22 protein-coding genes are annotated in these 25719 nt (G+C 68.8%); 12 read left to right on the top strand and 10 right to left on the bottom strand.

Annotated features, from left to right (window positions below):
• The first annotated feature begins 13 nt into the window (after positions 1-13).
• Positions 14-2893 (top strand): preprotein translocase subunit SecA, encoded by a 2880-nt coding sequence (gene secA / locus HRC28_RS21085; protein WP_182377338.1) that lies wholly within the window; start codon positions 14-16, stop codon positions 2891-2893.
• Positions 2894-3033: 140 nt separating this feature from the next.
• Here the strand turns inward: secA and HRC28_RS21080 are convergent, their stop codons facing one another.
• The 3 genes from HRC28_RS21080 to HRC28_RS21070 are packed head-to-tail and all read right to left on the bottom strand — an operon-like array spanning position 3034 to position 5469.
• Entirely contained in the window at positions 3034-4233 is a 1200-nt protein-coding gene (locus HRC28_RS21080; protein WP_202033142.1) for a hypothetical protein, read from the bottom strand.
• Positions 4234-4278: 45 nt separating this feature from the next.
• On the bottom strand, positions 4279-4788 hold the full coding sequence (locus tag HRC28_RS21075; RefSeq protein WP_182377337.1) for an Rv3235 family protein: 510 nt from the start codon (positions 4786-4788) through the stop codon (positions 4279-4281).
• A gap of 42 nt (positions 4789-4830) precedes the next feature.
• Positions 4831-5469 (bottom strand): LysM peptidoglycan-binding domain-containing protein, encoded by a 639-nt coding sequence (locus HRC28_RS21070; RefSeq protein ID WP_202033141.1) that lies wholly within the window; start codon positions 5467-5469, stop codon positions 4831-4833.
• 142 nt (positions 5470-5611) lie between these two features.
• Here HRC28_RS21070 and HRC28_RS21065 point away from each other — a divergent pair, with 142 nt between their 5' ends.
• Positions 5612-6148: a hypothetical protein gene (locus HRC28_RS21065; protein ID WP_182377335.1), complete on the top strand. Its 537-nt coding sequence runs from the start codon at positions 5612-5614 to the stop codon at positions 6146-6148.
• A gap of 29 nt (positions 6149-6177) precedes the next feature.
• On the opposite strand, the gene HRC28_RS21060 is transcribed toward HRC28_RS21065, so the two are convergent.
• The 4 genes from HRC28_RS21060 to HRC28_RS21045 all read right to left on the bottom strand — a co-directional run bounded on the left by HRC28_RS21060 (position 6178) and on the right by HRC28_RS21045 (position 9566).
• A complete protein-coding gene (locus HRC28_RS21060) occupies positions 6178-6525 on the bottom strand; it encodes a sec-independent translocase (RefSeq protein ID WP_182377334.1) in 348 nt (115 codons plus the stop codon).
• 43 nt (positions 6526-6568) lie between these two features.
• Positions 6569-7714, bottom strand: coding sequence for a P-loop NTPase (locus HRC28_RS21055; RefSeq protein ID WP_182380849.1), 1146 nt, complete (start codon positions 7712-7714; stop codon positions 6569-6571).
• Positions 7715-7779: 65 nt separating this feature from the next.
• Positions 7780-8310 carry a DUF1003 domain-containing protein gene (locus HRC28_RS21050; RefSeq protein WP_182377333.1) on the bottom strand — a complete coding sequence of 177 codons (531 nt, stop codon included), beginning with the start codon at positions 8308-8310 and terminating at the stop codon, positions 7780-7782.
• Positions 8307-9566 (bottom strand): CBS domain-containing protein, encoded by a 1260-nt coding sequence (locus HRC28_RS21045; RefSeq protein ID WP_182377332.1) that lies wholly within the window; start codon positions 9564-9566, stop codon positions 8307-8309. Before HRC28_RS21045 ends, HRC28_RS21050 begins: the two co-directional genes overlap by 4 nt.
• A 95-nt stretch (positions 9567-9661) precedes the next feature.
• On the opposite strand from HRC28_RS21045, the gene HRC28_RS21040 reads away from it, so the two are divergent.
• Both HRC28_RS21040 and HRC28_RS21035 read left to right on the top strand, forming a co-directional pair.
• Complete coding sequence (locus tag HRC28_RS21040; RefSeq protein ID WP_182377331.1) at positions 9662-11245, top strand: methyltransferase domain-containing protein; 1584 nt, start codon at positions 9662-9664, stop codon at positions 11243-11245.
• Positions 11242-11436: a DUF6752 domain-containing protein gene (locus HRC28_RS21035; RefSeq protein ID WP_182377330.1), complete on the top strand. Its 195-nt coding sequence runs from the start codon at positions 11242-11244 to the stop codon at positions 11434-11436. Before HRC28_RS21040 ends, HRC28_RS21035 begins: the two co-directional genes overlap by 4 nt.
• 1094 nt (positions 11437-12530) lie before the next feature.
• Here the strand turns inward: HRC28_RS21035 and HRC28_RS25765 are convergent.
• Complete coding sequence (locus HRC28_RS25765; RefSeq protein ID WP_346010497.1) at positions 12531-13583, bottom strand: endonuclease/exonuclease/phosphatase family protein; 1053 nt, start codon at positions 13581-13583, stop codon at positions 12531-12533.
• 109 nt (positions 13584-13692) lie between these two features.
• On the opposite strand from HRC28_RS25765, the gene HRC28_RS21025 reads away from it, so the two are divergent.
• The gene (locus HRC28_RS21025) at positions 13693-15765 is read left to right on the top strand and encodes an acyltransferase family protein (protein WP_182377328.1); all 2073 of its coding nucleotides are present in this window, start codon (positions 13693-13695) and stop codon (positions 15763-15765) included.
• Between the two features lie 6 nt (positions 15766-15771).
• Here the strand turns inward: HRC28_RS21025 and HRC28_RS21020 are convergent, their stop codons facing one another.
• Positions 15772-16080: a hypothetical protein gene (locus tag HRC28_RS21020; RefSeq protein WP_182377327.1), complete on the bottom strand. Its 309-nt coding sequence runs from the start codon at positions 16078-16080 to the stop codon at positions 15772-15774.
• Between the two features lie 168 nt (positions 16081-16248).
• On the opposite strand from HRC28_RS21020, the gene HRC28_RS21015 reads away from it, so the two are divergent.
• Positions 16249-17445: an acyl-CoA dehydrogenase family protein gene (locus HRC28_RS21015; RefSeq protein WP_182377326.1), complete on the top strand. Its 1197-nt coding sequence runs from the start codon at positions 16249-16251 to the stop codon at positions 17443-17445.
• On the top strand, positions 17442-18500 hold the full coding sequence (locus HRC28_RS21010; protein ID WP_182377325.1) for a MaoC family dehydratase: 1059 nt from the start codon (positions 17442-17444) through the stop codon (positions 18498-18500). The genes HRC28_RS21015 and HRC28_RS21010 overlap by 4 nt, the downstream gene beginning before the upstream one ends.
• Here HRC28_RS21010 and HRC28_RS21005 read toward each other — a convergent pair.
• A complete protein-coding gene (locus HRC28_RS21005) occupies positions 18487-18999 on the bottom strand; it encodes a DUF6174 domain-containing protein (protein WP_182377324.1) in 513 nt (170 codons plus the stop codon). The genes HRC28_RS21010 and HRC28_RS21005 overlap by 14 nt on opposite strands.
• A 180-nt stretch (positions 19000-19179) precedes the next feature.
• Here HRC28_RS21005 and HRC28_RS21000 point away from each other — a divergent pair, with 180 nt between their 5' ends.
• Genes HRC28_RS21000 through HRC28_RS20980 form a run of 5 tightly spaced genes read left to right on the top strand, consistent with a single transcriptional unit; the run spans position 19180 to position 25716 of the window.
• Entirely contained in the window at positions 19180-20649 is a 1470-nt protein-coding gene (locus HRC28_RS21000) for an ABC transporter substrate-binding protein (protein WP_182377323.1), read from the top strand.
• Between the two features lie 4 nt (positions 20650-20653).
• Positions 20654-22645 (top strand): ABC transporter permease, encoded by a 1992-nt coding sequence (locus HRC28_RS20995; protein ID WP_182377322.1) that lies wholly within the window; start codon positions 20654-20656, stop codon positions 22643-22645.
• A 1-nt stretch (position 22646) separates the two neighbouring features.
• Positions 22647-23432, top strand: a complete 786-nt coding sequence (locus HRC28_RS20990) for an ABC transporter ATP-binding protein (RefSeq protein ID WP_182377321.1) — start codon at positions 22647-22649, stop codon at positions 23430-23432.
• A complete protein-coding gene (locus HRC28_RS20985; RefSeq protein WP_182377320.1) occupies positions 23429-24136 on the top strand; it encodes an ABC transporter ATP-binding protein in 708 nt (235 codons plus the stop codon). Before HRC28_RS20990 ends, HRC28_RS20985 begins: the two co-directional genes overlap by 4 nt.
• Complete coding sequence (locus HRC28_RS20980) at positions 24133-25716, top strand: choice-of-anchor P family protein (RefSeq protein WP_182377319.1); 1584 nt, start codon at positions 24133-24135, stop codon at positions 25714-25716. The genes HRC28_RS20985 and HRC28_RS20980 overlap by 4 nt, the downstream gene beginning before the upstream one ends.
• The last annotated feature ends 3 nt before the right edge of the window (positions 25717-25719 follow it).

Genomic DNA, 25719 nt, shown 5'->3' with positions numbered 1-25719 from the left:
GTAGAGTGGCGCCGTGCCAGTGATCATTGACAAGCTCCTCCGTATCGGAGAGGGCAAGATCCTCCGCCAGCTCGAAGCCATCGCGAAGGCCGTCAACGCCATCGAAGACGACTTCAAGGCGATGTCCGACGACGAGCTGCGGGGCATGACGGACGAGTTCCGCAAGCGCCTCACCGAGGGCGAGGACCTCGACGACCTGCTCCCCGAGGCATTCGCCACGGTGCGGGAGGCAGCGCGCCGCGTCATCGGCCAGCGCCACTTCGACGTCCAGATCATGGGCGGCGCGGCGCTGCACATGGGCAACATCGCCGAGATGAAGACCGGTGAGGGCAAGACCCTGGTCTCGACCCTCCCGGCGTACCTCAACGCCCTCGAGGGCAAGGGCGTCCACGTCGTCACGGTCAACGACTACCTCGCCAAGTTCCAGTCCGAGATGATGGGCCGGATCCACCACTTCCTCGGCCTGTCCGTCGGCGTGATCCTGCCGAGCATGCGCCCCGCCGAGCGACGCGTGGCCTACGCCTGCGACATCACCTACGGCACGAACAACGAACTCGGCTTCGACTACCTCCGCGACAACATGGCTTCCTCGATCGAGGACTGCGTCCAGCGGACCCACAACTTCGCCATCGTCGACGAGGTCGACTCGATCCTCATCGACGAGGCCCGGACCCCGCTGATCATCAGTGGTCCGACCCAGGACGAGGTCAAGTGGTACGGCGAGTTCGCCAAGATCGCCCAGAAGTTGACCAAGGACACCGACTACGAGGTCGACGAGAAGAAGCGCACGATCTCGGTCCTCGAGGACGGCATCACGCGCGTCGAGGACCACCTCGGCATCGAGAACCTCTACGAATCGGCCAACACCCCGCTGATCTCGTTCCTGCACAACTCGATCAAGGCCAAGGAGCTCTTCCGTAACGACAAGGAGTACGTCGTCATGGAGGGCGAGGTGCTCATCGTCGACGAGCACACCGGCCGCATGCTCGCGGGACGTCGCTACAACGACGGCCTGCACCAGGCGATCGAGGCGAAGGAGGGCGTCAAGGTCCGCGAGGAGTACCAGACGCTCGCGACCGTCACGCTGCAGAACTACTTCCGCCTCTACCCGAAGCTGTCCGGCATGACCGGTACGGCGCTCACCGAGGCCTCCGAGTTCGACAAGATCTACAAGCTCGGCGTGGTCCCGATCCCGACGAACAAGCCCATGCTCCGCAAGGACCAGGCCGACCTCGTCTACCGCACCGAAGAGGCCAAGTACGACGCCGTGGTCGCCGACATCGTCGAGCGCCACGAGAAGGGCCAGCCGGTCCTCGTCGGAACCGTCTCGGTCGAGAAGTCGGAGTACCTCTCCAAGGCGCTGACCAAGAAGGGCGTCGCCCACTCGGTCCTGAACGCGAAGGTCCACGCCGAAGAGGCGAAGATCGTCGCGATGGCCGGTCACAAGACCGCCGTCACCGTCGCCACGAACATGGCCGGTCGAGGCACCGACATCATGCTCGGTGGCTCGGTCGAGTTCCTCGCCGACGCCGAGCTGCGCAAGCAGGGCCTCGAGCCGACCGGTGAGACGGCCGAGGAGTACGACGCCGCCTGGCCCGCGATGGTCGAGCGCTTCAAGCACGAGGTCGAGAAGGAGCACGACGAGGTCCGCGACCTCGGCGGCCTCTACGTCATCGGCACCGAGCGCCACGAGTCGCGCCGTATCGACAACCAGCTGCGTGGTCGTTCCGGCCGTCAGGGCGACCCGGGCGAGAGCCGCTTCTACCTGTCGCTGCAGGACGAGCTGATGCGACTGTTCAAGTCGGACTGGGTCGACCGCGTCCTGCTGCTGCTCAAGATCGCCGATGACATTCCGATCGAGAACAAGCGGGTCACCAACGCGATCGCCAACGCCCAGGGCCAGGTCGAGTCGCAGAACTTCGAGTCCCGCAAGAACGTCCTCAAGTACGACGACGTGATGGACCGCCAGCGCAAGGTCATCTACGGCGAGCGCCGCGAGGTCCTTGAGGGCGTGGACCTCGAGAGCCAGATCCGCACGTTCATCGACGACGTCGTCGCGGGCACCGTGAACGGCTCGATCGACGAGTTCTACGAAGAGGGCGACCTCGACCAGCTCTGGACCGACCTCAAGCAGTTCTGGCCGGTGGGCATCACGCCGGAGGAACTGTCCGAGGACGCTGGCCCCCAGACCGCACTGGACCGCGCGACGCTGATCGAGAAGCTCCAGGCCGACGCCCACGCGGCGTACGACCGCCGTGAGGAAGAGGTCGGCGAGGAGGTTGCTCGCGAGCTCGAGCGCCGCGTCGTGCTCTCGGTCCTGGACCGCAAGTGGCGTGAGCACCTCTACGAGATGGACTACCTCCGCGAGGGCATCTACCTGCGGGCCTACTCGCAGCGCGACCCGCTGGTCGAGTACCAGCGCGAGGGCTTCGACATGTTCGCCGCGATGCTCGACGGCATCAAGGAGGAGACGGTCGGCTTCCTGTTCAACCTGGAGGTCCAGGTCGACGAGGAAGAGGAAGAGGTCCACTACCACGCGGACGGCACCCGTCACGCGGGTCCGATGCACGAGGGCGCGCTCGCCGAGCCGCCCGTGGGCGTCGGCGCTGGTGGCGACGTCGACCTCGCGTCGATCTCCGCGGAGCTCAAGACCCCCAAGGTCAAGGCCAAGGGCCTGGACGCTCCGAAGCAGCCGCAGAACCTGTCCTACTCGGCTCCGGACGAGACCGGCCACGAAGAGGTCCGCGGTCCCGGCACGGTGACCAACGCCGACGACGAGTTCGCCGGCACCAGCCGCAACTCCCTGTGCCCTTGTGGCTCGGGCCAGAAGTACAAGCGGTGCCACGGCGCCCCGGGTGGCCCCAGCGGCCTCACCACCCGCGTCAACGGCTGATTCCGCGAGTTGGGGTTTGTCGCCCCCGAGTTGGGGTTTGTGACCCCTCGAGTTGTACGAAATCACCGACACCCGCCGACCTGCGTCAGGGGGTGTCGGTGCTTTTCGTACAACTCGGGGGTCACAAACCCCAACTCGCGCTACTGCAGGGCCATCCTCGGCTCACCGTTCAGCAGGCCGGTGCTGCTGCGCACGCAGGACCCGCCCTTCGGCGTACCGCCGTTCCAGGCCTGGCGGACGCAGTTGCGGACGGCGAGCTGGCCCCAGTAGTTCGGGTGCAGCGACTCCTGGATGTAGTACGGGCTGTCGCCGGCCGTCGTGACGGTACGGATCTGGTTGACCCACTCGGTCTTGTCGACCGCGCCGGTGCTCAACCAGTTGGCGATGCCGACCTCTTCGTAGAGGCCGACTCCGGTCTCGCACAGCCGGCGACCGTTGAAGGCGCTGGACAGGCTGAGGACCTTGGAGTTGGTGATGCCGGCCTGGCTGATCGCGCCGGTCACGGTGTTGTTGATCGTCGGCAGGGCCGAGTTGTTGGCCCAGGTGGCGTCGTTGTCCCAGAAGCCACAGCCGCCGGTGTTCTGGCGCGTGTAGCCGCTCTGGCTGTAGCGGATGCCACCGCCGTTCGGGATCGGCGAGGGGTAGGTCTGGACGAGCATCGTCCACTGGGTGTCGGCGTACCCGGCGTTGCGCATGGCCGTGCGGACGTTGGTGAGGGCCCCGGCGATCTTCGACTTCACCGCGGTGACGTTGGCGGACGTGAAGTTGCTGGTCACGCTGCTGTCGTCGTTGCAGTAGTCCTTCCACCACGAGGGGGAGGTCAGGAAGTCGGTGACGCACTGCTGGATGATCCCGGCGAAGTTGAAGTCGTTGCCGCCGATCGAGACCACGACCATCCGGACGTTGTTGGTCGTCGCGAAGGTCTGCAGGGCGCGGGCCTGGCCGACGCCGGCACTGCCGCTGTAGAAGTCGAGGCCGGGCTTGAACTCGCTGCCGGTCGCAGTACCGGTCTTGGCGCCCGAGCACGCGAGGTTGAGGCTCTTGACGCCGCCGCCGATGTGGATCTCTGCGCTCTTCGAGCGATGGCAGCGGTTGATCGCCTCACCGGTCCCGGTCGCGTTGTCGTAGTAGGCGGTGGAGCCGAGGGCATCGGCCCGTGCGCTGCTGCTGTTGGACGATCCGGCCCAGCGCCCGGCTTCGCCCGAGATGTAGGAGTCACCGACGGACACCACCCACGGGGTGCCGACCCCGGCTCCGTCGGCGTGGGCAGGTGCAGTGGCGAGGGGCGCGACGAGCGTCGCGCCGATGACGGCGAGTGAGGCCGTGAGGGAACGGATCATGGAGGCAACGTAGTGACTCACGTCACATCTGAACAGGTCTCATGTTCAGGAGAAGTCGAGGGCCGTGCAGATCCAGCGCTGGCCGGTCCGTTCGAAGCGCACCGCGATCGCGCGCGAGCGTTCTCCGTGGCGCACGTGGACCCCGCACTCCACGATGTCATCGGTGACAAAGCACGAGTGGACGCTCTGGACCCGCGGGCGGACCGGCTGGACCCGGGCGAGGCCGGGCTGGTGGCCGCCGGCCCGGGCGACCAGTTGGGCACGCCGCCGCAGGTCGGCGTAGACATCGGGCGAGGTCCAGCGCAGCAGTTGGGACGAGGGGCGATCGCCGCCGACGATCTCGAGCGCGGCCTGAGTGAAACGGTGGGTCCATTCGGCGATCGTGTGCCGCAGTCGGCGGTCGATCGGGACCACGGTCGCGCCGGGCCGGGAGCCGGGCGCCACCATTTCGGGCGGCGCGTGCCGGGGGAGCAGGGCCAGGGCGAGCGTGCCCTGGGTGGCGGTGACCGGCACGGGGAGTCGGACGCCGATGAGTTCGGGTGTGGAGACGGGCATGGGTTCCTCCTGGGCGGGTCAGCGGGTCAGCGGGTCGGCGGGTCAGCGGGCAGGCAGGTGCAGTTGCTGGTCGGGGAGCAGCAGGTCGGGGTCGCTGCCGATCACGTCGGCGTTGGCGGCATGGATCCGGTGCCAGTACGACGTCACCTGGGCCGCCGACGCGCCCGGACCGAGCTCCCGGGCGGCGATGGTCCACAACGAGTCGCCCGGCCGGACCCGCACCACCAGCGCGTCGGCCGGCGCCTCGGCGGGGCCGCCGCCCGTGGCCCGGTCGGGCAGCGGCAGTCCGTCCAGTGCCTCGGTGCCGAGCGGAGCGTCTGGTCCTTCGTGGCCGAACGCGGCTGCGGTGGTGGTCGTCGAGAACGCCGCGACGCCGCACGCGGCGAGCAGGAGGCCGCGCAGGGGCCCCACTCGCCTCGGCGGCGGCTGCGTCGACGTACCCGGGCGAAGGGCGTGGCGCACCACGTCCGTGGTGAGGCACCAGAGCACGGCCAGGGCGACGAGGGCCACCACGGAACAGAGCTGGACGAGCAAGGAGGCGAAGTCCGGACCCGGTGCGGTGGCCAGGGCGCACGCCTCGGTCAGGGCCAGTCGACCGAGCGTCACGGCGGTGGCGGTGACGGCCGTCCAGAGGAGCGCGCCGCGCACGCGAATGCGGGCGTGGCTCAGCGTTTGCTTCATCCCGAGAATCCTTGCGTTTGCTTCTGTTTGCTTCAGGATGCATTCGTTGGACACCGGAGTCAACCGTTTCTCCACAGGCTGAGGCGCGATCAGGCCGGACCTGCTCGCTGTGGGAGGGCGCGGGCGTGGGAGTCTGGGGCCCATGGGCTGGGAGGACGATCTGTTCGCGCTGTTCGACGATCTCGAGGATCAGGCGAGCGCGCTCAACGCGGCCGAGCGCATGGCCCACGTGGCCGACCGCAGCCGGGCTGAGTACCAGCAGGTCTCGCTCGCGAGCCGCCTCATGGCCACGGTCGGTACGACGGTGACGCTCGGTGTGACGGGCGTGGGTCCGGTCACCGGAATCATCGAGCGGGTGGCCGAGGGCTGGTTGCTCGTCTCCGCCGGTGACCACGACTGGGTCATCGACCTCGGAGCGGTCGGCACCGTCGAGGGCGCCTCGGTGCGCTCGGTGCCCGACGTCGCCTGGTCGCCCCTCACCCGGCTCGGGCTCGGTTCAGCCCTGCGCCGGATCGCGGAGGCAGGGGAGGCCTGCGTGTTGCACCTGCGCGACGGCAGCCGCCACGACGGCGTCCTGCGCCGCGTCGGTGGCGACTTCTGCGAGCTCGTGGAGGGCGAGGACCGCCGTACCCTGCTGGTGGCCTTCGACGTGCTGGCGGCCGCCCAGTCCCGCGCCTGACCTGATCGGCTCGATCAGGTCAACTCGGGTCAGGTCGCGTCGACGTCGTACGGCGGCCGTTCGCCGGCGTCGAGGGGTACCTGCTTGGGCGTCTCGTCGTCGCTGCGGATGGCGTCCTCGAGTTCGTCGAGCTCGGCCATCGCGTCGGCGATGTGCTTGCGCACGATGGCCCGCGGGTCCAGGTCGGTGAGTTCGAGGTCGGCGAACTCGGGGCCGAGCTCGGTGCGCAGCTCGTCGCGCGCATTGTTGGCGAACTTGCGGAGCTGACGGACGAACTTGCCCGCCTGCTGGGCGAGCTCGGGCAGCCGGTCGGGGCCGAAGACCAGGACCGCGAGGACCGCGATCACGACGAGTTCGCCGAATCCGATTCCGAACACTCAGCCCGCCCCCTTCAGTCCGTGCCCGGGTACCCGGTCGGAATCAGAACTTGTTGCTCGGCGTGAGGCCGAGTTGCATGCCGGCCAGCCCGCGGCCGCGTCCGTCGAGGCGGTCGGCGATGTCGTTGAGAGCCTGGGCGGCCGGAGCCGTCGGGTTCGAGTCGACGATCGGCTTGCCGGCGTCGCCGCCCTCGCGCAGCGTGATGTCGAGGGGGATCCGGCCGAGCACCGGGACGTCGTACCCGAAGCGCTTCGACAGCGTGTCGGCCACGCGGTCGCCGCCACCCGACCCGAAGATCTCGAGGCGGTGCTCCTTGCCCTCGGGCGTGCAGTGGGGGCAGGGGAGGTAGCTCATGTTCTCGATGACGCCCACCACGCGCTGGTGCATCATCGAGGCCATCGTGCCGGCGCGCTCGGCCACCTCGGCGGCGGCCTCCTGCGGTGTGGTCACGACGACCACCTCCGCGCCGGGCAGGTGCTGGCCCAGCGAGATGGCCACGTCACCGGTGCCCGGGGGCAGGTCGAGCAGCAGGACGTCGAGGTCGCCCCAGTAGACGTCGGCGAGCATCTGGACCAGGGCCCGGTCGAGCATCGGTCCACGCCAGGCCACGACCTGGTCACGCTTCGGCTTGAGCATGCCGATCGAGATCACCGAGACGCCCGAGGGAGTCGGCACCGGCATGATCAGGTCGTCGACCTGGGTCGGGCGCGAGTCCGCGACACCGAGCATGGCAGGGACCGAGTGGCCGTAGATGTCGGCGTCGACGACGCCGACCTTTCGGCCGGCCTTCGCGAGTGCCAGGGCGAGGTTGACGGTGACCGAGGACTTGCCGACGCCGCCCTTGCCGGAGGCGATGGCGAAGACCTTGGTGAGCGAGCCGGGCTGCGCGAAGGTGATCTCGCGTGCGGCCGCGCCGCCACGGAGCGTCGCGTGCAGGCCGGTGCGCTGCTCGGAGGACATCACGCCGAGGTTGACCTGGACGCCGGTGACGCCGGGCACTGCGGTGACCGCGGCCGTCACGTCACGGGTGATGGTCTCCTTGAGCGGGCAACCCGCGACGGTGAGCAGGGCGTTGACCGTCACGACGGATCCGCCGTCGCCGGGAGCGATGTCGACACTCTCGACCATGCCGAGTTCAGTGATCGGCTTCTTGATCTCCGGGTCGTTGACCGTGCTCAGCGCGGTCATGACCTGCTCGACGGACGGGGACTGCTGCGTGGTGCTCACAACGCCCGAGTCTAGTGAGGGTCGGGTTACGCGCCGTCGCCGCCGTCCTCGTGAGACTCGGCACGTTCCTCGGCGCGGTCATCGAGCTCGGAAAGGAGGGTCCGCAGTTCGGAGCGCAGGAAGTCGCGGGTGGCCACTTCGCCCACCGACATCCGCAGCGAGGCCACCTCACGGGCGAGGAACTCCATGTCGGCGTGGGCCCGTGCGTCGGCCTGCCGGTCCTGCTCCCCGATCACCCGGTCGCGGGCCTCCTGGCGGTTCTGTGCGAGCAGGATCAGGGGTGCGGCGTACGACGCCTGCAGGCTCAGCATCAGGGTCAGGAAGATGAACGGGTAGTTGTCCCAGCGCCAGTCGTCGGGTGCCAGCACGTTCCAGCCGACCCACGCGAGGACGAACAGCGTCATGTAGATCAGGAAGGTCGCCGTCCCCATGAAGCGGGCGAACTGCTCGGCGAAGACGCCGAAGGCGTCCCTGTTGAAGGTCGGCTTCTTGACGAGCTGGCGGCGCTCCTCGCGCGGGGTGTCCAGCCGGTCGCGGGTGCGGCGCGTGTCGCTCATCGACCCGTGCCTCCGGGCCGGGGCGCGCGGTCACGCCAGTTCGTCGGGAGCATGTGGTCGAGCAGGTCATCCACGGTGACCGCGCCGATCAGGCGCCCGTTCTCGTCGGTCACCGGAGCCGCCACCAGGTTGTACGTCGCCAGGTGGGCCGCGACCTCGTCGATGGTTGCTTCCGGGCTGAGCCACTGCATGGAGTCGTCCAGGGCGCCGGCGACCAGGGTGGACGGTGGCTCGCGGAGCAGGCGCTGGATGTGCGCGACGCCCAGCAACTTGCCGGTGGGTGCCTCCAGGGGCGGGCGGCAGACGTAGACCAGCGCTGCGAGGGCCGGGGTGAGCTCGGGGTTTCGTACGTGCGCGAGGGCGTCGGCGATCGTCGCGTCGGGACCCAGGATCACCGGCTCGGGCGTCATCATCGCGCCGGCCGTGTTCTCGACGTACTTCATCAGCCGCCGGACGTCCTCGGCCTCGTCGGGCTCCATCAGCCGGAGCAGGATCTCGGCGGTCTCGGGCGGGAGGTCGCGGACCAGGTCGGCTGCGTCGTCGGGCGACATCTCTTCGAGGATGTCCGCGGCCCGCTCGGCCTCGAGGCCCTTGAGGATCTCGACCTGGTCGGTGTCGGGCATCTCCTCGAGGATGTCGGCGAGCCGCTCGTCGTCCAGCGCCAGCGCCACCGCGGTACGACGATCGGCCGGCAGGTCATGCAGGATGCTCGCCGCGTCGGCGGGCCGCATCTCGTTGAGCGCCGCGACCAGATGGGTCGCTCCCTGACGGTCGTCGGTGCGGGTGATGCCGACGACGTCACGCCATTCGACGACATGGGTCTGCCCGCGGCGCCGGAGACCCTTGGACGGCTCGCGGACGGCCACCCGGCTGAGCACCCAGTCGCGGGTCCGCGCGGGCTCCATCGCGACGTCGTACACGGTGCCGGCGATGCCGCTGCTGGTGATGGTGACGGTGCGGTCGAGCATCTGGCCCATGACGAGTGTCTCGGTCGAGCGCTGCTCGAAGCGGCGCATGTTGACCAGGCCGGTGGTGTAGACGTGCTCGCTGTCGATGTTGGTGACGCGCGTCATCGGCACGAAGATCCGTCGCCGACCGAAGACCTCGGCGACGATGCCGAGGACGCGCGGCTGGGTGCCTTCGGTACGCATGGTGACGACCAGGTCGCGGACCTTGCCGACCTGGTCGCCCTGGGGGTCAAAGATCGGGAGTCCGACCAGCCTGGCCGCGAACACGCGGGACGGGGTGGTGCTCACGGACCGAACGCTACCGTCCGAGGACGTCCGTTATCGTTTGCGCAGGCCGAATCGAACGACCAAACCGAGTGGATCGGTGGGGGAGGTAGCGCGACGTGCGTCGCAAGGTCGCGCTGGCTGTCGCGGAACTTCGTGGACTGGCCGCCTCCTCTCGCGGTACGCGGGTGATCGCAGTGGATCCCGTCGGTGTCACGACCGTTGCCCGGGGCGCCGACCGGGTGGTCGACGTCCTCTTCGACGATCGCCGGATCTGGTCCTTCTGGCTGGTCCGGGACACGGTGCGCTTGCCCAACGGACAACGGCAGGCAGCCTGGCCGCAGCGCATGCGCCGCTTCCTCGACGGCCACAGCCGGATCACCGTGCGCGACCACGTCAGCGACGAGGTCCTGTACGACGGCGAGCTCGCGTTCGGCGACGCGGAGACCCGGATCGCGTTCGTCAACGCGGCCGGGCTGGAGATCAGCCTCGACAAATCCGGTCGGTTCAGCCCGACCTTCTCGGTCCGCAGCCCGGAGCAGCTCCTGCCGCTGCTCGACGCGATCGAGCAGGTCACCGAGATGCTGAAGGACATCGGCATCAACGCCTTCCCGGCCTACGGCACCCTGCTGGGAGCGGTCCGCGAGGGCACCTTCCTGGGGCACGACTCGGATGCCGACCTCGGCTACGTGTCGTCGTACTCCACCCCGGTGGACGTGATCCGGGAGTCGTTCGCGCTGCAACGCGCCGTGGTCGAGCGCGGGTTCGCCACCTTCCGTTACAGCGGCGGGGCGTTCCGGATCGACGTCCGCGAATCCGACGGCTCGGTGCGCGGCCTCGACCTGTTCGGTGGCTTCTTCGATCACGGGATGCTCTATCTCCTCGGCGAGGTGGGCACCCCGTTCGAGGAGGAGTGGCTGTATCCCTTCGGCACCTGCTCCCTGATGGGTCGGGAGTTCAGCTGCCCCGCCCGCCCCGAGAAGCTCCTCGAGGCGATGTACGGACCGAGCTGGAAGGTGCCGGACCCGGCGTACAAGTTCGAGACCCCGCAGCCGGTGGTCGACCGGTTCAACAGCTGGTTCCGCGGTACGTCGGCCCTGCGCCGCCCGTGGCAACGCGAACTGAACGCCAGGGGCGGTCGCCCGCCTGGTGCGACACCGTCGGACCTCGCCGAACTGGTGGCCGCCGACGTGGCGCCGGGAACCCGGGTGCTCGACGTCGGCGCGGGCGACGGGCGCGACGCGCTGTGGTTCGCGCGGCAGGGCCTTGCCACCACTGCCTACGACTTCGTGCCCCAGGGCGCACGGGGGGCGCTGAAGGTGGCCAGGGCCGAGGGCCTGCCGCTGGAGGTCCGCACGCTCAACCTGACGGAGTGGCGCTCGCCCCTTGCAGAGATTGCGCGGATCTCGCGGATCGCCGAGCCCCGGGTCATCGTGGCCCGGCACCTGTTCGACTCCACCAACAACGTCGGGCGCGAAGCGCTCGCGCGGTTCGCGGCCGGAGCCCTGCGGGGAGGCGGCCGACTTTATGCTGACGTCTGGACCGGCGCCGGCGAGCCCGACTTCGGTCTCCGCCCCCTCGCGCTGGGCCGTCTCGTCGCGCTGATCGAGGCGCAGGGTGGGACCGTGGTGTCGACCACGGAGTACGAAGCGGGCGCCGACCGGCCCCGTGCAATCGGACGACTGGTAGCGGAGTGGGCATGAGCAAGCGGGACGAACTCGAGCAGCTGCGGACACGCGTGACGGGTCTGGAGGCCGAGATCGCCGAGTTGCGACGCCACCACCTGCGTCTGGCCGAGATCGCCGACGTCGTCCAGGAACTGGTCATCCCGATGGCGAGTCGCGACGAGGCCCGCATCGCCGAGGCCATCGAGAAGTTCCAGCGCGCCCAGTGACCTGCCAGTGACCTGCCGGTGACTTGATGGCCGAACGCGTCTACGTCCACCTGGGACTGCCGAAGACGGCGACCACCTACCTCCAGGACATCCTCTGGGGATCGCGTGACCAGCTGGCTCGTGACGGCGTCCTGCTCCCCGGCACGGAACGTCGCGACCACCTGTGGTCCACCCGGGTCGTCTGCGAGGACCCCCATCTCGGGAGGCACCCACGACGCGCTGACGACGAACGCAGTTCCTGGGACCGGCTGCGTGCGGAGATCGCCGCCTGGCCCGGCGCCGCACTGATCAGCCACGAGTTCTTCGCTGCTGCCAGCGCCGACCAGGCCCGGCGCATGGTCGAGCAACTTGCGCCTGCACAGGTGCACCTCGTCGTGACCGCCCGCGAACCGCTCGGTCTCTTCACCGCGTCCTGGCAGGAGAGCCTGAAGAACAAGGCCCTCGCCTCGATCGAGGACTACGCCCGCGACGAGTCGCCGCGGTCGACGGACATCTGGAACTGGCGCACCCTGGACTTGCGGCTCGTCCTCGAGCGATGGTCCGAAGCCGTGCCCTTCCCACGCATCCACGTGCTCCCGCTCGACACGTCCGCGCCTCGCAAGGACATCTGGCACCGGTTCGCCCACGTGCTCCAGTTGACGGACGACGCCTACGGCCTCGTCGACGCGTCACCGAATGAGTCCATGGGCGTCGTGGAGGCCGAGACGCTGCGCCGGGTCAACGCCCACCTGGACTCGTTCAGCAACGCCTTCGACAGGGGTGTGTACGTGCGCACCCTGCTCGCCGACGAACTGCTCGTGCCGCGCGGGGGCGAGAGGTTCTGGCCCTCCGCCGAACGCGTCGCGGAATGCCGCGTGCGCGGCGACGAGGCCCTTGCCTATCTCCGGGCCCACCCGATCGACGTGGTCGGGGACCTCGAGGCGCTGCGTGTGCCGCAGGACGTCCCCGCCCGACGAACGCCCGACTCGGTCACCGACGCGGAGGTGGCTGCGACGGCGACCGAACTGGTCGCGGCGTTGCTCGACGAGGTCCGCACCCTGCGCAATGCCCTGGGCAATGCACTCGGCAGCGCGCTGGGCCAGTCGCTCGAGCGGTCAGTTCTTGGAGCCGACGAGCGTCGCGTTGGCGACGACGATCGGGTGGTCGCTGATCCGTCGGTGCTCGGCGGAGAAGTCGTCGACGTACCCGCTGAAGCTCACGCCGCCGTAGCCAGTGATCCAGTCGACGGGCCGCATCCGGGGCGCTGAACCGCAGGTGCCGCCGCCGCCCTGGGCCGCAACCAGCCCGGTCCGCGGAATCACCTGGCAGTAGAAGTTGCCGCGGTCGTTCATGTCGCCGATCAGGAAGATCGGCACCTTCTCGGACTTCAACGAGTTCACGTAGTCGGCGGCGATCCGGAGACCAGCGTTGCGACTGGCGGTGCGGGATCCGGTGCGCCCCGACGTGGTGTGCATGTTGAGGACGTAGAACTCGCGCCGGCTCTCCTTGTGGCGCAGCCGCACGATGCTCTGGGCCCGGTGACCCCCGTTGTAGGGGATCTGGAAGTTGTCGGCGGCGACGAGTTCGAAGACACCGGGGTTCCACATGATGCCGTTGTCGGTGTCGCCGGGCTTGGAGTAGGCGTCCCAGCCGAGCCCGCCCTTGACGGCGGCGTACTGCGGCGCCCGCGCCTCCTGGACGCCCACCAGGTCCGCGCCGTGGGCGCGGATCAGGCCGACCGTCATGGACGCACGAGGACCCGCGTCGGGCCAGCTGGCCCGCGAGCCTCCGGGGGCGGTGTAGTTGTTGCCGAGAAGATTGAAGGTGGCGATCTTGAAGGTCGCCGTCTCCATGCGGACCTTCTTGACCTCGGCCTCGGCCGCCTTGACGTCGCGAAGGAGGGCGGAGTCCTCCACGCCCTCGATGATGCTGCCGTCGGTGGCGCGTTCCTCGCGGTCGTTGCGGGGCCGGGTCTCGTCCGAGGTCTCCGGGTCGAGTGCCGCAGCGGCCGCCGCCGGGTCCTTGGCGGCGTCGCTCGCCGAGTCCGGCAGCCCGCCGTCCCACAGCGTCGCGATGCCGAGCATCAGGGCTCCCAGGAGCACGACAGCAAGGACGGGCAGGAGATCTGCCCGTCGTGAGTGCCGGTGCTTCCCGGAGTCATCGGGCATAGCGGGTATCGTACCTGAGGCTTCACTCCGAACTGGCCTCGTCGAAGGCGTCGGTGGCCGCTGCCCACGACCGACCGCGTCAATCCGATGCCACCCGAGGAGGACCGCTGTGACCGAGTCGCGGGCGTTCCGCTCCGACATCCAGGGCCTGCGCGCGCTGGCGGTCGGCCTGGTCATCCTCGCCCACGCCGGATTTCGTACGGCGTCCGGCGGTTTCGTGGGCGTCGACGTCTTCTTCGTGATCTCCGGATTCCTGATCGTCGGACTGCTCGTTCGCGAGGCGGGGGAGAGCCGGCGGATCTCGATCGTCGACTTCTACGCGCGTCGTGCGCGCCGGGTGATCCCGGCTGCCACCGTGGTGCTGGCCGTGACGGCGTTCGCGGCGGCGTACTTCTTGCCGTTCGTGCGGAGCATCGAGGTCATCAAGGACGCGGTGTGGGCGGCGTTCTTCGGCGCCAACATCCGCTTCTCCCTGGTCGAGACCGATTACTTCGCCGAGGGCGAACCGCCCTCACCCGTGCAGCACTACTGGTCGCTGGCCGTCGAGGAGCAGTTCTACGTCGTCATCCCGGTCCTGTTGCTGCTGATCGCCGTCGCCCTGCGGCGCTGGGGGCACGCGCTCCCGGAGAATGCCGACCGGGCGCTGCGCCGGGCCGTGGTCGCGGTGCTCGGCGCCGTGACGCTCGGGTCCCTCGCCTACTCCGTGTGGGTGACCGAGGCCAACCCGACCGCTGCCTACTTCTCGACGCCGGCGCGCGCCTGGGAGCTCGGGATCGGTGGGCTCCTCGCCACCCTGTTGTGGGGGCGTCGCCCGGCCCTGCCGCGCTGGCTCACCGAACTGGCGGGTGTCGCTGGTCTGGCCCTGATCGCCTACGCCACGTTGACGTTCAGTTCCGCGACGCCGATGCCCGGCACTGCTGCGCTGGTGCCCGTCGGCGGCAGTGGCCTGCTGTTGGCGGCCGGCGCGAGCACGAGCGCCCCGTCGACGTACTGGTTCCGGCTCTTCTCACTCCAGCCGATCCGGGTGCTGGGGGACTGGTCCTACTCGCTGTACCTGTGGCACTTCCCGGTGCTGCTGATCGCGCAGGCGCACTGGCAGGAGCCACGGCTCAGCCGCCCGCACCTCGCGTTCGCGCTGGTGCTGATCGTCGCGTTGAGCGCCGCGTCGTACCACCTCATCGAGGAACCCTTCCGTCGTGGCGTGCGCTGGAAGCCGCGGATGCGCGCGATCGGCCTCTACCCGATCAGCCTCGCGCTCGTCATCGGCTCTGCCTTCGGAGCGCACGCGTGGGTGGACCACCAGATCGCCGGCCTCGCCGACAACCCCGAGATCTCCACGACCGACTACCAGGGCGAGGCCTTCAGCGACGACCCGACGGTCGCGCTGGTCCAGGCCTCGGTGCTGGCCGCGGAGGACGCGCGACCGGTGCCCGGTGGCCTGAAGCCCGACCTGGGCCGTCTGCGCGACTCGGTGGCGCCGCTCGGTGACTGCGACTACCGCCTCGAGACCAAGAAGCTGTGTCCCTTCGGTGACACCGACGCCGACCGGTCGATCGTCGTCATCGGGGACTCCCACGCCCGGATGTGGGGCCCGGCGCTCAGCACCATCGGCAAGGCCCAGGGCTACGTCGTCTACCAGTTCGTCTTCAGTGCCTGCCCGGCCAACGCGGCCCCACGCGTCCGCAAGGACGGCGGCGCGTTGTCCGATTGCGACGCGTTCAAGGAGTGGGCGCTGGAGCAGGTCGCGGACCTGCATCCCGCCCTGGTCGTGGTGGCCAACAACTTCTATCGCCCCCCGGCCATCGCCGGGGGAGCCGCCGGTCAGGATCGCGGACTTGCCGAGGAGTTCGCGTTGCTGAAGGCCTCGTCGGACCGCGTCGTGATGCTCGGCAACGTGCCGAAGGTCAAGCAGTCACCGGGCGAGTGCCTGTCGCGCCGCGACGTCGATCTCAGTGACTGCCTGTTCGAGCCCAACCCCGGGACCGTGCGCGGCCAGCACCGGTTCCGCGACGTGGCGAAGGCGAACGGGGTGGAGTTCATCGACGTGCTGCCGTGGTTCTGCGCCGACGGCCAGTGCCCGCCCGTCGTCGGCAGGATCGTTCCCTTGCGCGACCGCGAGCACCTCACCGTCGAGTACTCCGAGTACCTCGCCGGGCCGCTGGCCGTCGCGCTCGGCTGGTAGCGGCCGTCAGGTGCGCTGCGTCAGGCCCTTGCCGGCCGCGACGCCGCGCTTGACCGCGGCACTCGCCACCTGGCCGGCCAGTTGACTGGCGACCTTGATCTGGTCGCCGACCTGCTGGGTCGCGGCGAGGGGCGCGAGGGCGACCTCCGCGCGAGCGACGAGGGCGTCGGCGCGCTCGATCACGGTGTTGAAGTCGATGACCGCGTGGTGAAAGCTCTCGATCGTCTTCGAGAGCTGTAGCAGCGCCGCGGTGAGCTCGGTCACCTGGGCGCCGGTCGCGTCGGGCGTGGGCGAGGCGTCGTACGAGGTGGTCATGGCGGGATGCTAGGCCACCACGGTGACCGGGAGTACTTGCCCGGCGCTTGCCCGGCGCTCGTTCGCGGGTGGGCGCGTGACCTTGTTCACGTGGGGATCTCAGCGGGCGGCTGAGGCCCCTACCGACGGGTACAGTGCCGTCGGTCGTACCAGCGAAAGGGAACTTTGATGCCGAAGCTTTGCCAGACCGAGGGACTCAACGAGGACCAGGTCGAGATCCTGAAGGCCGTCCGTGTCTTCGTGGACGAGCAGATCATCCCGGTCGCGCAGGAACTCGAGCACGCCGACGAGTACCCGACCGACATCATCGAGGGCCTCAAGGAACTCGGCGTCTTCGGCCTCACCATCCCCGAGGAGTTCGGTGGCCTCGGTGAGTCGCTGCTGACCTACGCCCTGGTCGTGGAAGAGATCGCCCGCGGCTGGATGAGCGTCTCGGGTGTCATCAACACCCACTTCATCGTCGCCTACCTGCTGATGCAGCACGGCACCGACGAGCAGAAGGCCAAGTACCTCCCGAAGATGGCGACCGGCGAGGTCCGCGGCGCGTTCTCGATGTCCGAGCCCGGCCTGGGCTCCGATGTCGCCGCCGTGTCGACGAAGGCCACCAAGCTGGAGGACGGCTCGTACTCGATCACCGGCCAGAAGATGTGGCTGACCAACGGTGGCACCTCCACCCTGGTCGCCCTGCTGGTCAAGACGGACGAGGGCGCCGAGAGCGTCTACAAGAACATGACCACCTTCCTCGTCGAGAAGGAGCCGGGCTTCGGCGAGACCGCCCAGGGCGTCACTGTCCCCGGCAAGATCGACAAGATGGGCTACAAGGGCGTCGAGACGACCGAGCTCATCCTCGAGGGCCACCTCATCGGTGCCGACCAGATCCTCGGTGGCGAGCCGGGCAAGGGCTTCTTCCAGATGATGGACGGCGTCGAGGTCGGCCGTGTCAACGTCGCCGCCCGTGCGTGTGGTCTGGCCTGGCGTGGCTTCGAGCTCGGCATTGCCTATGCCCAGCAGCGCAAGACCTTCGGCAAGTTCATCGCCGAGCACCAGGCCGTGCTCTTCCGCATCGCCGACATGGCGACCAAGGTCGAGACCGCGCACACGATGATGGTCCGCGCCGCTCGCCTCAAGGACACCGGCCAGCGGATGGACGTCGAGGCCGGCATGGCCAAGATGGTCGCCGCCGAGCTGGCCAACGAGGTCGTCGAGGACTCCTTCCGGATCCACGGTGGCTACGGCTACTCCAAGGAGTACGAGATCGAGCGCCTGATGCGCGAGGTCAAGTTCATGCTCATCGGTGAGGGCACCTCCGACATCCAGAAGATGATCATCGGCCGCTCGCTGTTGAAGGACTACAAGCTCAAGTGACCAGCAAAACCAACCCGGGCAACTTCTTCGAGGACTTCACCGTCGGGCAGGTTCTTCAACACGCCACGCCCCGGACCGTCACCGAAGGTGACCGCGCCGTCTACGGCTCGCTCTACCCGACCCGGTTCGCCGTGCCGTCCTCGGCCGCATTCGCGGCATCGGTCGGTCTCGACCCGCACCCGGTCGAAGAACTGATCGCGTTCCACATCGCCTTCGGCAAGACCGTCCCGGACGTCTCGCTGAACGCGATCGCCAACCTCGGCTATGCCGAGTGCCGGTTCCACCAGCCGGTGGTCCCGGGCGACACGTTGAGCACCACGTCCGAGGTCATCGGCCTCAAGCAGAACTCCAACGGCAAGAGCGGCGTGGTCTACGTCCGCTCGACCGCCACCAACCAGCGCGGCGAGGTCGCCCTCGACTGGGCCCGATGGGTGATGGTGCACAAGCGGGTCTCGACAGGCTCGACCGCCGGGGATGATGGCGCACCCGAGGCCGTCGTACCCGACCTGGCCCCGGCGGTTGCTGCGGCGGATCTGGTGCTCCCGGCCGGGCTGGACTTCTCGTCGTACGACTTCGCGGCCGCCGGTGAGCCGCACCGGTTCGACGACTACGAGGTCGGCGAGAAGATCGATCACGTCGACGGCGTGACGCTCACCGACTCCGAGCACCAGCAGGCGACGCGCCTGTGGCAGAACACCGCCAAGGTGCACTTCAACGTCCAGGCTCGTCCCGACGGCACCCGCCTCGTGTACGGCGGCCATGTGATCTCGCTGGCCCGCGCGCTGTCCTTCAACGGCCTCGCGAACGCGCAGCTGATCGCCGCGATCAACGCCGGTGCCCACACTGCTCCCGCGTTCGGTGGCGACACCATCTACGCGTGGTCCGAGGTGCTCGAGAAGGCCGAGACGTCGATTCCGAGCGTGGGTGCGCTGCGCCTGCGGCTGGTGGCGACCAAGGACCGCGACGAGTCGATGACCCTGCGCGATGCCGAGACCGGGAAGTACGCCCCCGGCGTCCTGCTCGACCTCGACTACTGGGCGCTCATCCCTCGCTGAACGTGACGTCCTTGATGGCGTAGGTGACTTCGTCGTCGGTCGCCATCCTGAGCTGGTCGAGGACCACCTCTGAGGGGTGGTCCTGGCCGGCGGGCCACGTCACCTCCGCCTCGTCGACCCGCGGGTCGTTGGCGCGCGCGATGATGTCGTTGATCGACAGGCGCGCGAACTCCGGTGCCGGCTGACCCTGGGCCTCGCCGGTGGTGGAGACCGCGTCGATGACCTTGCCGTCCTCGACGGTGACCCGGACCGCGCCGACCTGCGGGCAGTAGCAGAGCACCTCCAGGAGATAGGTGTAGTCCTGCGGGGCGAAGTCCGGATAGTCGCGCGCATCTGACGGCGGGTTCTTCGTGGCCGACGGCTCGCTCTCCACCTGGGCGTCGTCGCTGGCCCTGTCGTTCTCGTGCGTGCAGCCGACCGCACCCAGGGCAAGACCGGCCGTCAGGACGATGGCGCCGAGTCGGGAGGCGGGGCGGGTGCGGCGGCGCAGGAATTGCATGGACCTCATGATGCCTGCGACGTCCGGCGCGACGAAACGGTTCCTCCCGCGTGCCGGACGCCGGTTGTGGATAAATGAAACTTGTTCTAGTTTTGCCGGGCTTTGGCATGACGTTGGTCACAACGCGTCGTTGCATTCGCGAGGCCTTGCCAGGTCTGGCCAACTCTGGAGGAGTCGATCTTGTCCGTCGTACACGTCGTGCGCCTGGTGGGCGCAACACTGGTGGCCCTGCTGCTTGCCGCCTGCGGTTCCCAGCTCGACCCGGGCACGGTGGCCGATGTCAACAACAACGGCGCCGAGGCCCAGGCCGGCGCGCCTGGAGGTGACGGCGCCGGAGTTGCCCCGGTTGACGGCGCGAGCGTCGACGGCGCGGCCGGTCAGCCAGGTGCCGATCCCGGCGCAGCTGGACCGGGCAACGCGCCGGGTGCTGGCAACGGCCCGGCCGGCTCAGGCGGAGGTGGCAGCAAGGGTTCGGGTTCGGCGACCGGCGGCATCAAGGCAGGGTCCTGCGCCGGCTTCAAGAACCAGAAGGGCATCACTGACAAGACGATCACGCTGGCCAACATCTCCGACATCTCCGGACCGGTCCCCGGCATCTTCGAGTCCGCTCAGCAGGCCACGCGCGCCTACATCGAGTACTTCAACTCCCAGAACACGCTGTGCGGCCGCAAACTCGAGCTGGTCAACCTCGACAGCCGGGCCGACGCCGGTGCCGACCAGCAGGGCTATGTGAAGGCCTGCGACCAGGCCTTCGCTGCGGTCGGTTCAATGTCCGCCTTCGACAGCGGCGGCGCAGCCACGGCCACGAGCTGCGGCATCCCTGACATCCGTGCGGTCTCCGTCAACCCCGAGCGAGCGGCCTGCAAGTCCTGCTTCGCCGCGTACGCGATCCGCGCGAACCTGATCCCGGACTCAGCTTCGAAGTGGTTCGCGCAGAAGTTCCCCAGCTCGGTGAAGAACGCCGCCGTCCTGTACATCAACGCCGGCGCCGCTCCGGTCAACTCCAAGAGCATGGCCGCCGGCTATGAGAAGGGTGCCGGCTGGAAGGTCACCTATCTGCAGGGAATCGACGTCGCGGAGTTCAACTTCGCGCCGTACGTGCAGCAGATGAAGGACAAGGGCGTGAAGGCGGTCGCCTACCAGGGTCCGTACCAGAACAGCGTGAAGCTCCAGCAGGCCATGCAGCAGCAGGGCTTCAAGCCGGACTTCTTCCTCCAGGACCCGACGATCTATGACAAGCGCTACATCGAGCAGGCAGGCAGCCTCGCCGAGGGCTCGTACATCTACTCGGCCAACGACCTGTTCGAGAACAAGAACAACGCCGAGATCCAGCTCTACCTGTCCTACCTCCAGCAGGTGAAGCCCGGTGCGATCCCGAACTACTACGGCCTCTACGCGTGGTCGGCCGCCCGCCTGTTCGTCGAGAAGTCGCTCGCGCTCGGTGGGAAGCTGACCCGGGCCTCCCTCGTGCAAGCCCTGGACGCCACCTCGAACTGGACCGGCAACGGTGCCCACACACCGATGAACATCGGTACGTCGGCCACTCCGCCGTGCTTGAAGGTCGCCCAGTACAAGGGTGGTCGCTGGCAACAGGTCTCTCCGGGCAACTACATGTGCGGCCGCGTGGTCAACTCCGGTATCGGAGGCTGACCCGATGGGCTCACTGTTCGCCTTCACGCTGCTCGGGCTGTTCACCGGGGCCGCCTACGCGATCATGGCGAGCGGACTGGTGCTCACCTACACGACCACCCGGGTCTTCAACATCGCCCACGGTGCCTTCGGCATGGTGCTTGCGTTCACCTTCTGGGACTTCAGCCAGCGCCAGGGCCTGGCTCCCTTGCTGTCGCTGTTCCTCGTGCTGGGCGTCGTCGCGCCGGCCATCGGCTGGTTCATCCAGCGTTTCGTCACGCGCGGCCTGGGGGAGGGGCCGGTCTCGGTCGCGCTGGTCGTCACCGTGGGACTGCTGGTCGGACTCATCGGCCTGGCCCAACAGATCTGGCCACCGGAGCCGCGGGTGCTCCTGCCGTTCTACGCGGAGACCGGATGGCAGGTGGGGGACACCTACATCACGGCGCACCAGCTCATCACGATCATCTGCTCGATCGCCGTGGCGATCGGCCTCTACCTGCTGCTGAACCGGACCCGCATCGGCACGGCCATGCGGGCGTCTGTCGACAACCCTGAACTCCTCAAGTTCTTCGGTGGCAAGCCGGACACCGTGGCGGCACTGGCGTGGGCGATCGGCATGTCGTTGGCGGCGCTCGCCGGGATCCTGCTGACACCGGTCGTGGGCCTGGACTACTACGCGCTGACGTTGTTGGTCATCAATGCGTACGCCGCAGCGATGCTCGGTCGACTCAAGAGTCTTCCCCTCACCTTCGCCGGTGCGATGGGCCTGGGCATTCTGGAGTCGTGGGCGGTGGCCTACCTGCCCACCGACGGCTTCTGGTCGACCATCCGCCCGGTCATCCCGGCGATCTTCCTGTTCGTGGTGGTCGTTGCGATGCCCCAGACCCAGCTGCGGATCGGTCAGGTCAAGGGCCTCGTGGCTGCACCTGTGCCCACCCTGCGCAAGAGCCTCGGCGCCGGCGGAGTGCTGCTCGCCGTCGCGTTCGTGCTGATCGGGATCGTGTCGCGATCCGACGTGTTGTTGATCGGTGTCGCGGCGACGTACGCGATGGTCATGCTCTCGCTGGTCCTGCTCACCGGATACGGCGGCCACGTCTCGCTCGCACAGTTCACCTTCGCCGGCGTCGGCGCGCTCGCCTACGCCAAGCTCGACCAGCCCAACCTGCTCGGGCTGGTCCTCGCGGCAGCGATCGCGGCGGGCGTGGGTGCGCTGGTCGCACTGCCCGTACTGCGGCTCACGGGTCTCTATCTGGCGCTGTCGACGATGGCCTTCGCCGTGCTGATGGACAAGATGATCTTCCAGGCCGAATACGCCTTCAAGTTCAACGGCACACTGGCGACCGAGCGGCTGTCCGTGTTCGGCGTGAAGATCGCGAGCGACACCGCCTATGTGTGGTTCATGGTCCTGGCCTTTGTCGTGATGGGCCTGTTCCTGCTGTGGCTGCGGCGCGGGGCGATGGGCCGGATCCTGATCGCGACCCGCGACAGCCCGTCCGGATGCGGCACGCTCGGGCTGGACCTGCGCTGGTTCCGCGTCGGACTGTTCTCGCTGTCGGCGGGCATCGCGGGCGTCGCCGGTGCCCTGTTCGCCGGCCTGCGGGGAACCGTCGGGGCTGCGGACTTCCTCTACTTCCAGTCCCTGTTGGTGTTGCTCCTCGCCGTCGTCTTCGGCGTCACGTCGGTGACCGGCGCGCTGCTCGGCGGTACGGCACTGATGCTGCTGCCCGTGTGGCAGTCCTCAGCTCCCGAGCTGGCCGGCCTCCTCTTCGCCATCCTGGGCTTCGGTGCGGTTCTGCTCGGCCGCGACCCGAACGGCATCGCCAACCATCTCTTCAGGCTCGGTCGTCTCGGCTCGAACAAGCTCCTTCCGCGCTGGGAGGAACAGTTGCGCCAACGGCTCGACGGCCTGCTCAAGCCCGGCCGGCCCGAGCCTGCCCGCTCCGTCGACGCACCGTTCGACGCAGGAATCGAAGAGCCCATCGAAGAGCCCATCGAAGAGCCGCAGGGGGTGGCCTGAGATGGCACTGCTCGAAGTCGACGACGTGATCGTCCGGTTCGGTGGGGTGACGGCCGTCAACCAGGCGTCCTTCACGGCCGAGCGGGGGCGGATCACCGGGCTGATCGGTCCCAACGGCGCCGGCAAGACGACCTGCTTCAACGTGATCACCGGACTGCAGAAGCCGACCAGCGGGCGGGTTCGCTACCGCGACCGTGACGTCACCGGTTGGCCGGTCCATCGCCGTGCCCACCAGGGCATCGGCCGCACCTTCCAGCGACTCGAGGCCTTCGGCTCGCTCTCGGTGAAGGACAACGTCCGGGTCGCTCGCGAGATCCACGGTGGGCCGAAGGCGTGGTTCCGCTCGGAGGGCAGGGCCGCGCTGGAGGTCGAGGTGCTGCTCGACCGGGTGGGGATCGGCGAGTACGGCGACGAGCGTGCCGACTCCATCCCGACGGGCGCCGCCCGACTGCTCGAACTGGCGCGGGCGCTGGCCTGCGACCCGATGCTGCTCCTGCTCGACGAGCCGTCCTCGGGTCTCGACGAGACAGAGACCGACTCGTTCGGTGCGCTCCTGTCGGAACTCGCCAGCGAAGGCGTCGCGATCTTGATGGTCGAGCACGACATGGACCTGGTGATGACCGTGTGCGACGAGATCCACGTGCTCGACTTCGGCGAGATCATCGCCTCGGGTGCCCCTGCCGACATCCGGTCGGACGGCAAGGTGCAGCGCGCCTACCTCGGCTACTCCGACGACGATGACTCCGGGGCGGACCACACGAGCGAGCTGGAGGCGGTCACCCCATGAGCGTTCCGATTCTCGAGGTCATCGACCTGCACGCGGCGTACGGCCGGATCGAAGTCCTGCGCGGCGTCGACCTCGCCGTACCCAAGGGCGCGGTGATGGCGCTGCTCGGCCCCAACGGTGCCGGGAAGTCGACGCTGGTGAAGGTGATCAGCGGTCAGAAGGAGGCCACTTCGGGTGACATCCACCTGGCGGGCGTCCACGTGAAGGACGCGAAGGCCGAGGACCTGGCCCGGGTCGGGCTGTGCACCGTCCCCGAAGGTCGGTCGGTCTTCCCGAACCTGACGGTCGAGGAGAATCTCGTCCTGATGTCCTACGCAGGAGTGCCGAAGGGCGCCATCCTGGAGACCGCCTACAACTACTTCCCCCGGTTGCACGAGCGCCGCAACCAGCTGGCGGGGACGATGTCCGGTGGCGAGCAGCAGATGCTCGCCATGTCCCGCGCGTTGACCTCCGACCCTGCGCTGCTGCTGCTCGACGAGCTGTCGATGGGGCTGGCGCCGCTGATCGTCGACGAGCTCTACGACACCGTCGCCCGGATCGCCGAGTCCGGCGTCTCGATCCTGTGCATCGAACAGTTCGCCCGGACGGCACTGAGGGTCTCCGACTACGCCGCGGTGATGAGCGGCGGCCGGATCGTGGCGACCGGCGAACCGGGCGAAATCCTCGAAACCATGGCCGACGTCATCCTTGGAGGTGCCGCATGAAACGCAACACGGAACACGACACCCGGCGCAACGACCGGGCCCGCATGCTCGTGGCCGGCGGCCTGCTCGCCTCGATGATGCCGCTCACGACCAGTGCCGCTTCGCCGGCCGCCGGTGCCGTGGCCGTGGCGGAGTACGGCGGCTTCACCGCCACCTCGTGGTCCAGCCCGATCCGGATCGAGGTCTTCGAGCCGAGCCTCCCGATCCCGGTCGACGCAGGCAAGGCGCAGCTCGAGTTCTTCCTGGGCTACAGCAAGGTGCTGGCCGACTCCAGCACGTCGTCGGGACGCTCGAGCCTGTTCTGGCCCGGCGACCCTGTCGGTGAGGGGCTCAAGACCTTCGCCGAGCAGCTCGGGCTGCCCTCGACCCCGCTGACCGCCAACGGCTACCCGGTCCAGGTGAACTCACAGTTCCCCGGCGACCAGACCACGCAGGCGGACAACAAGATCCCCGGGTCGATCCAGCAGACCACCTCCGGCGACAACACCGCGATCGCCGAGGTTGGCTTCTCCCCGGACGGTGCGGTGAACGGTCCCGATGCCGGCGGCGAGGGCGGCGGAGCATCGAACCCGCTCTCCGGATTGACCGACCAGCTCAAGAATCTCCTGGGCGGCGGGTTGCCCGGTACGACGAAGGCGGCCGCACCGGCCAACCCGCTGGCGATGCTCGTCGACGTCGACGGCTACGTCTCGGTGAGCCGGATGACGGCCGTCGACGGCCCTGTCGTCACGGCGTCGCGGTCCACGCTGGGTGAGGTCAAAATTCTCGGCGGCCTGATCACCCTGGGCGGCATCGAGACGGTGGCGCGAGCCTCGACGGACGGGGCGAAGGGCGTCGGTTCGGGCAAGGCCACCTACGGCAAGATGGCGATCGCGGGCCAGCAGTTTTCGATCGGTCCGGACGGCATCGAAGCCGCCGGCACCACCTCGCCCATCCCCGGGCTGAGCGACCTCCCCGCGGATGCCCTCGAGCAGCTCGGCATCTCCATCGTCGTGCCCGAGCAGGTGCGCACGGTCGACGGTGACGAGGCCCGCACGTTCTCGGCCGGTTTGCAGGTCGTGATCAACACCAAGGTCCTCTCGCCGTTGCTCAAGGCCCTGCCTACCGGGGTCCTGGCTGAACTGATCCCGGCCGAGGCCGGCCCGTTGAAGGGCGTGGTCGCCGGGTTGTCGACGCTGGCGCCGAAGATCGTGCTCACGCTCGGTGTCGCGTCGGCGACCGTCGACACGGTGCCACCCATCGCCGCGGTGGCTCCCGCCGGTGCGCCCACCACCGAGGTGGCCGGGCCGCCCCAGGCTGGCACCGTCGGCGTACCGCCGGTGGCAACGGGCGGAGCCGCTCCGGTCAATGCCGTGCCGCCCGCTGGCACCGCTCCTGTCGCGGACCTGGTGGGCGCGGCGCCGGCCAGCGCCGGCCTCCCCGACCTGTTCTCGATCCCCGGGATGCTCCTGATCGCAGCGTTCGTGGCGGCCGCGGTCGCAGGCAGCTGGTTCCGGCGACTCGGTGTTGCTGCCCTCGGCATCGGCGCCCCGTGCACCCACGGCCTCGAAAGCGGCCTTCCCGATCTCCGAAAGGCGTGACCC

This window comes from Nocardioides sp. WS12, assembly GCF_014108865.1.
GTDB lineage: Bacteria > Actinomycetota > Actinomycetes > Propionibacteriales > Nocardioidaceae > Nocardioides.
The sequence above is the reverse complement of the archived record's forward strand: the minus strand, read 5'-3'. Positions and strand labels throughout refer to the sequence as shown.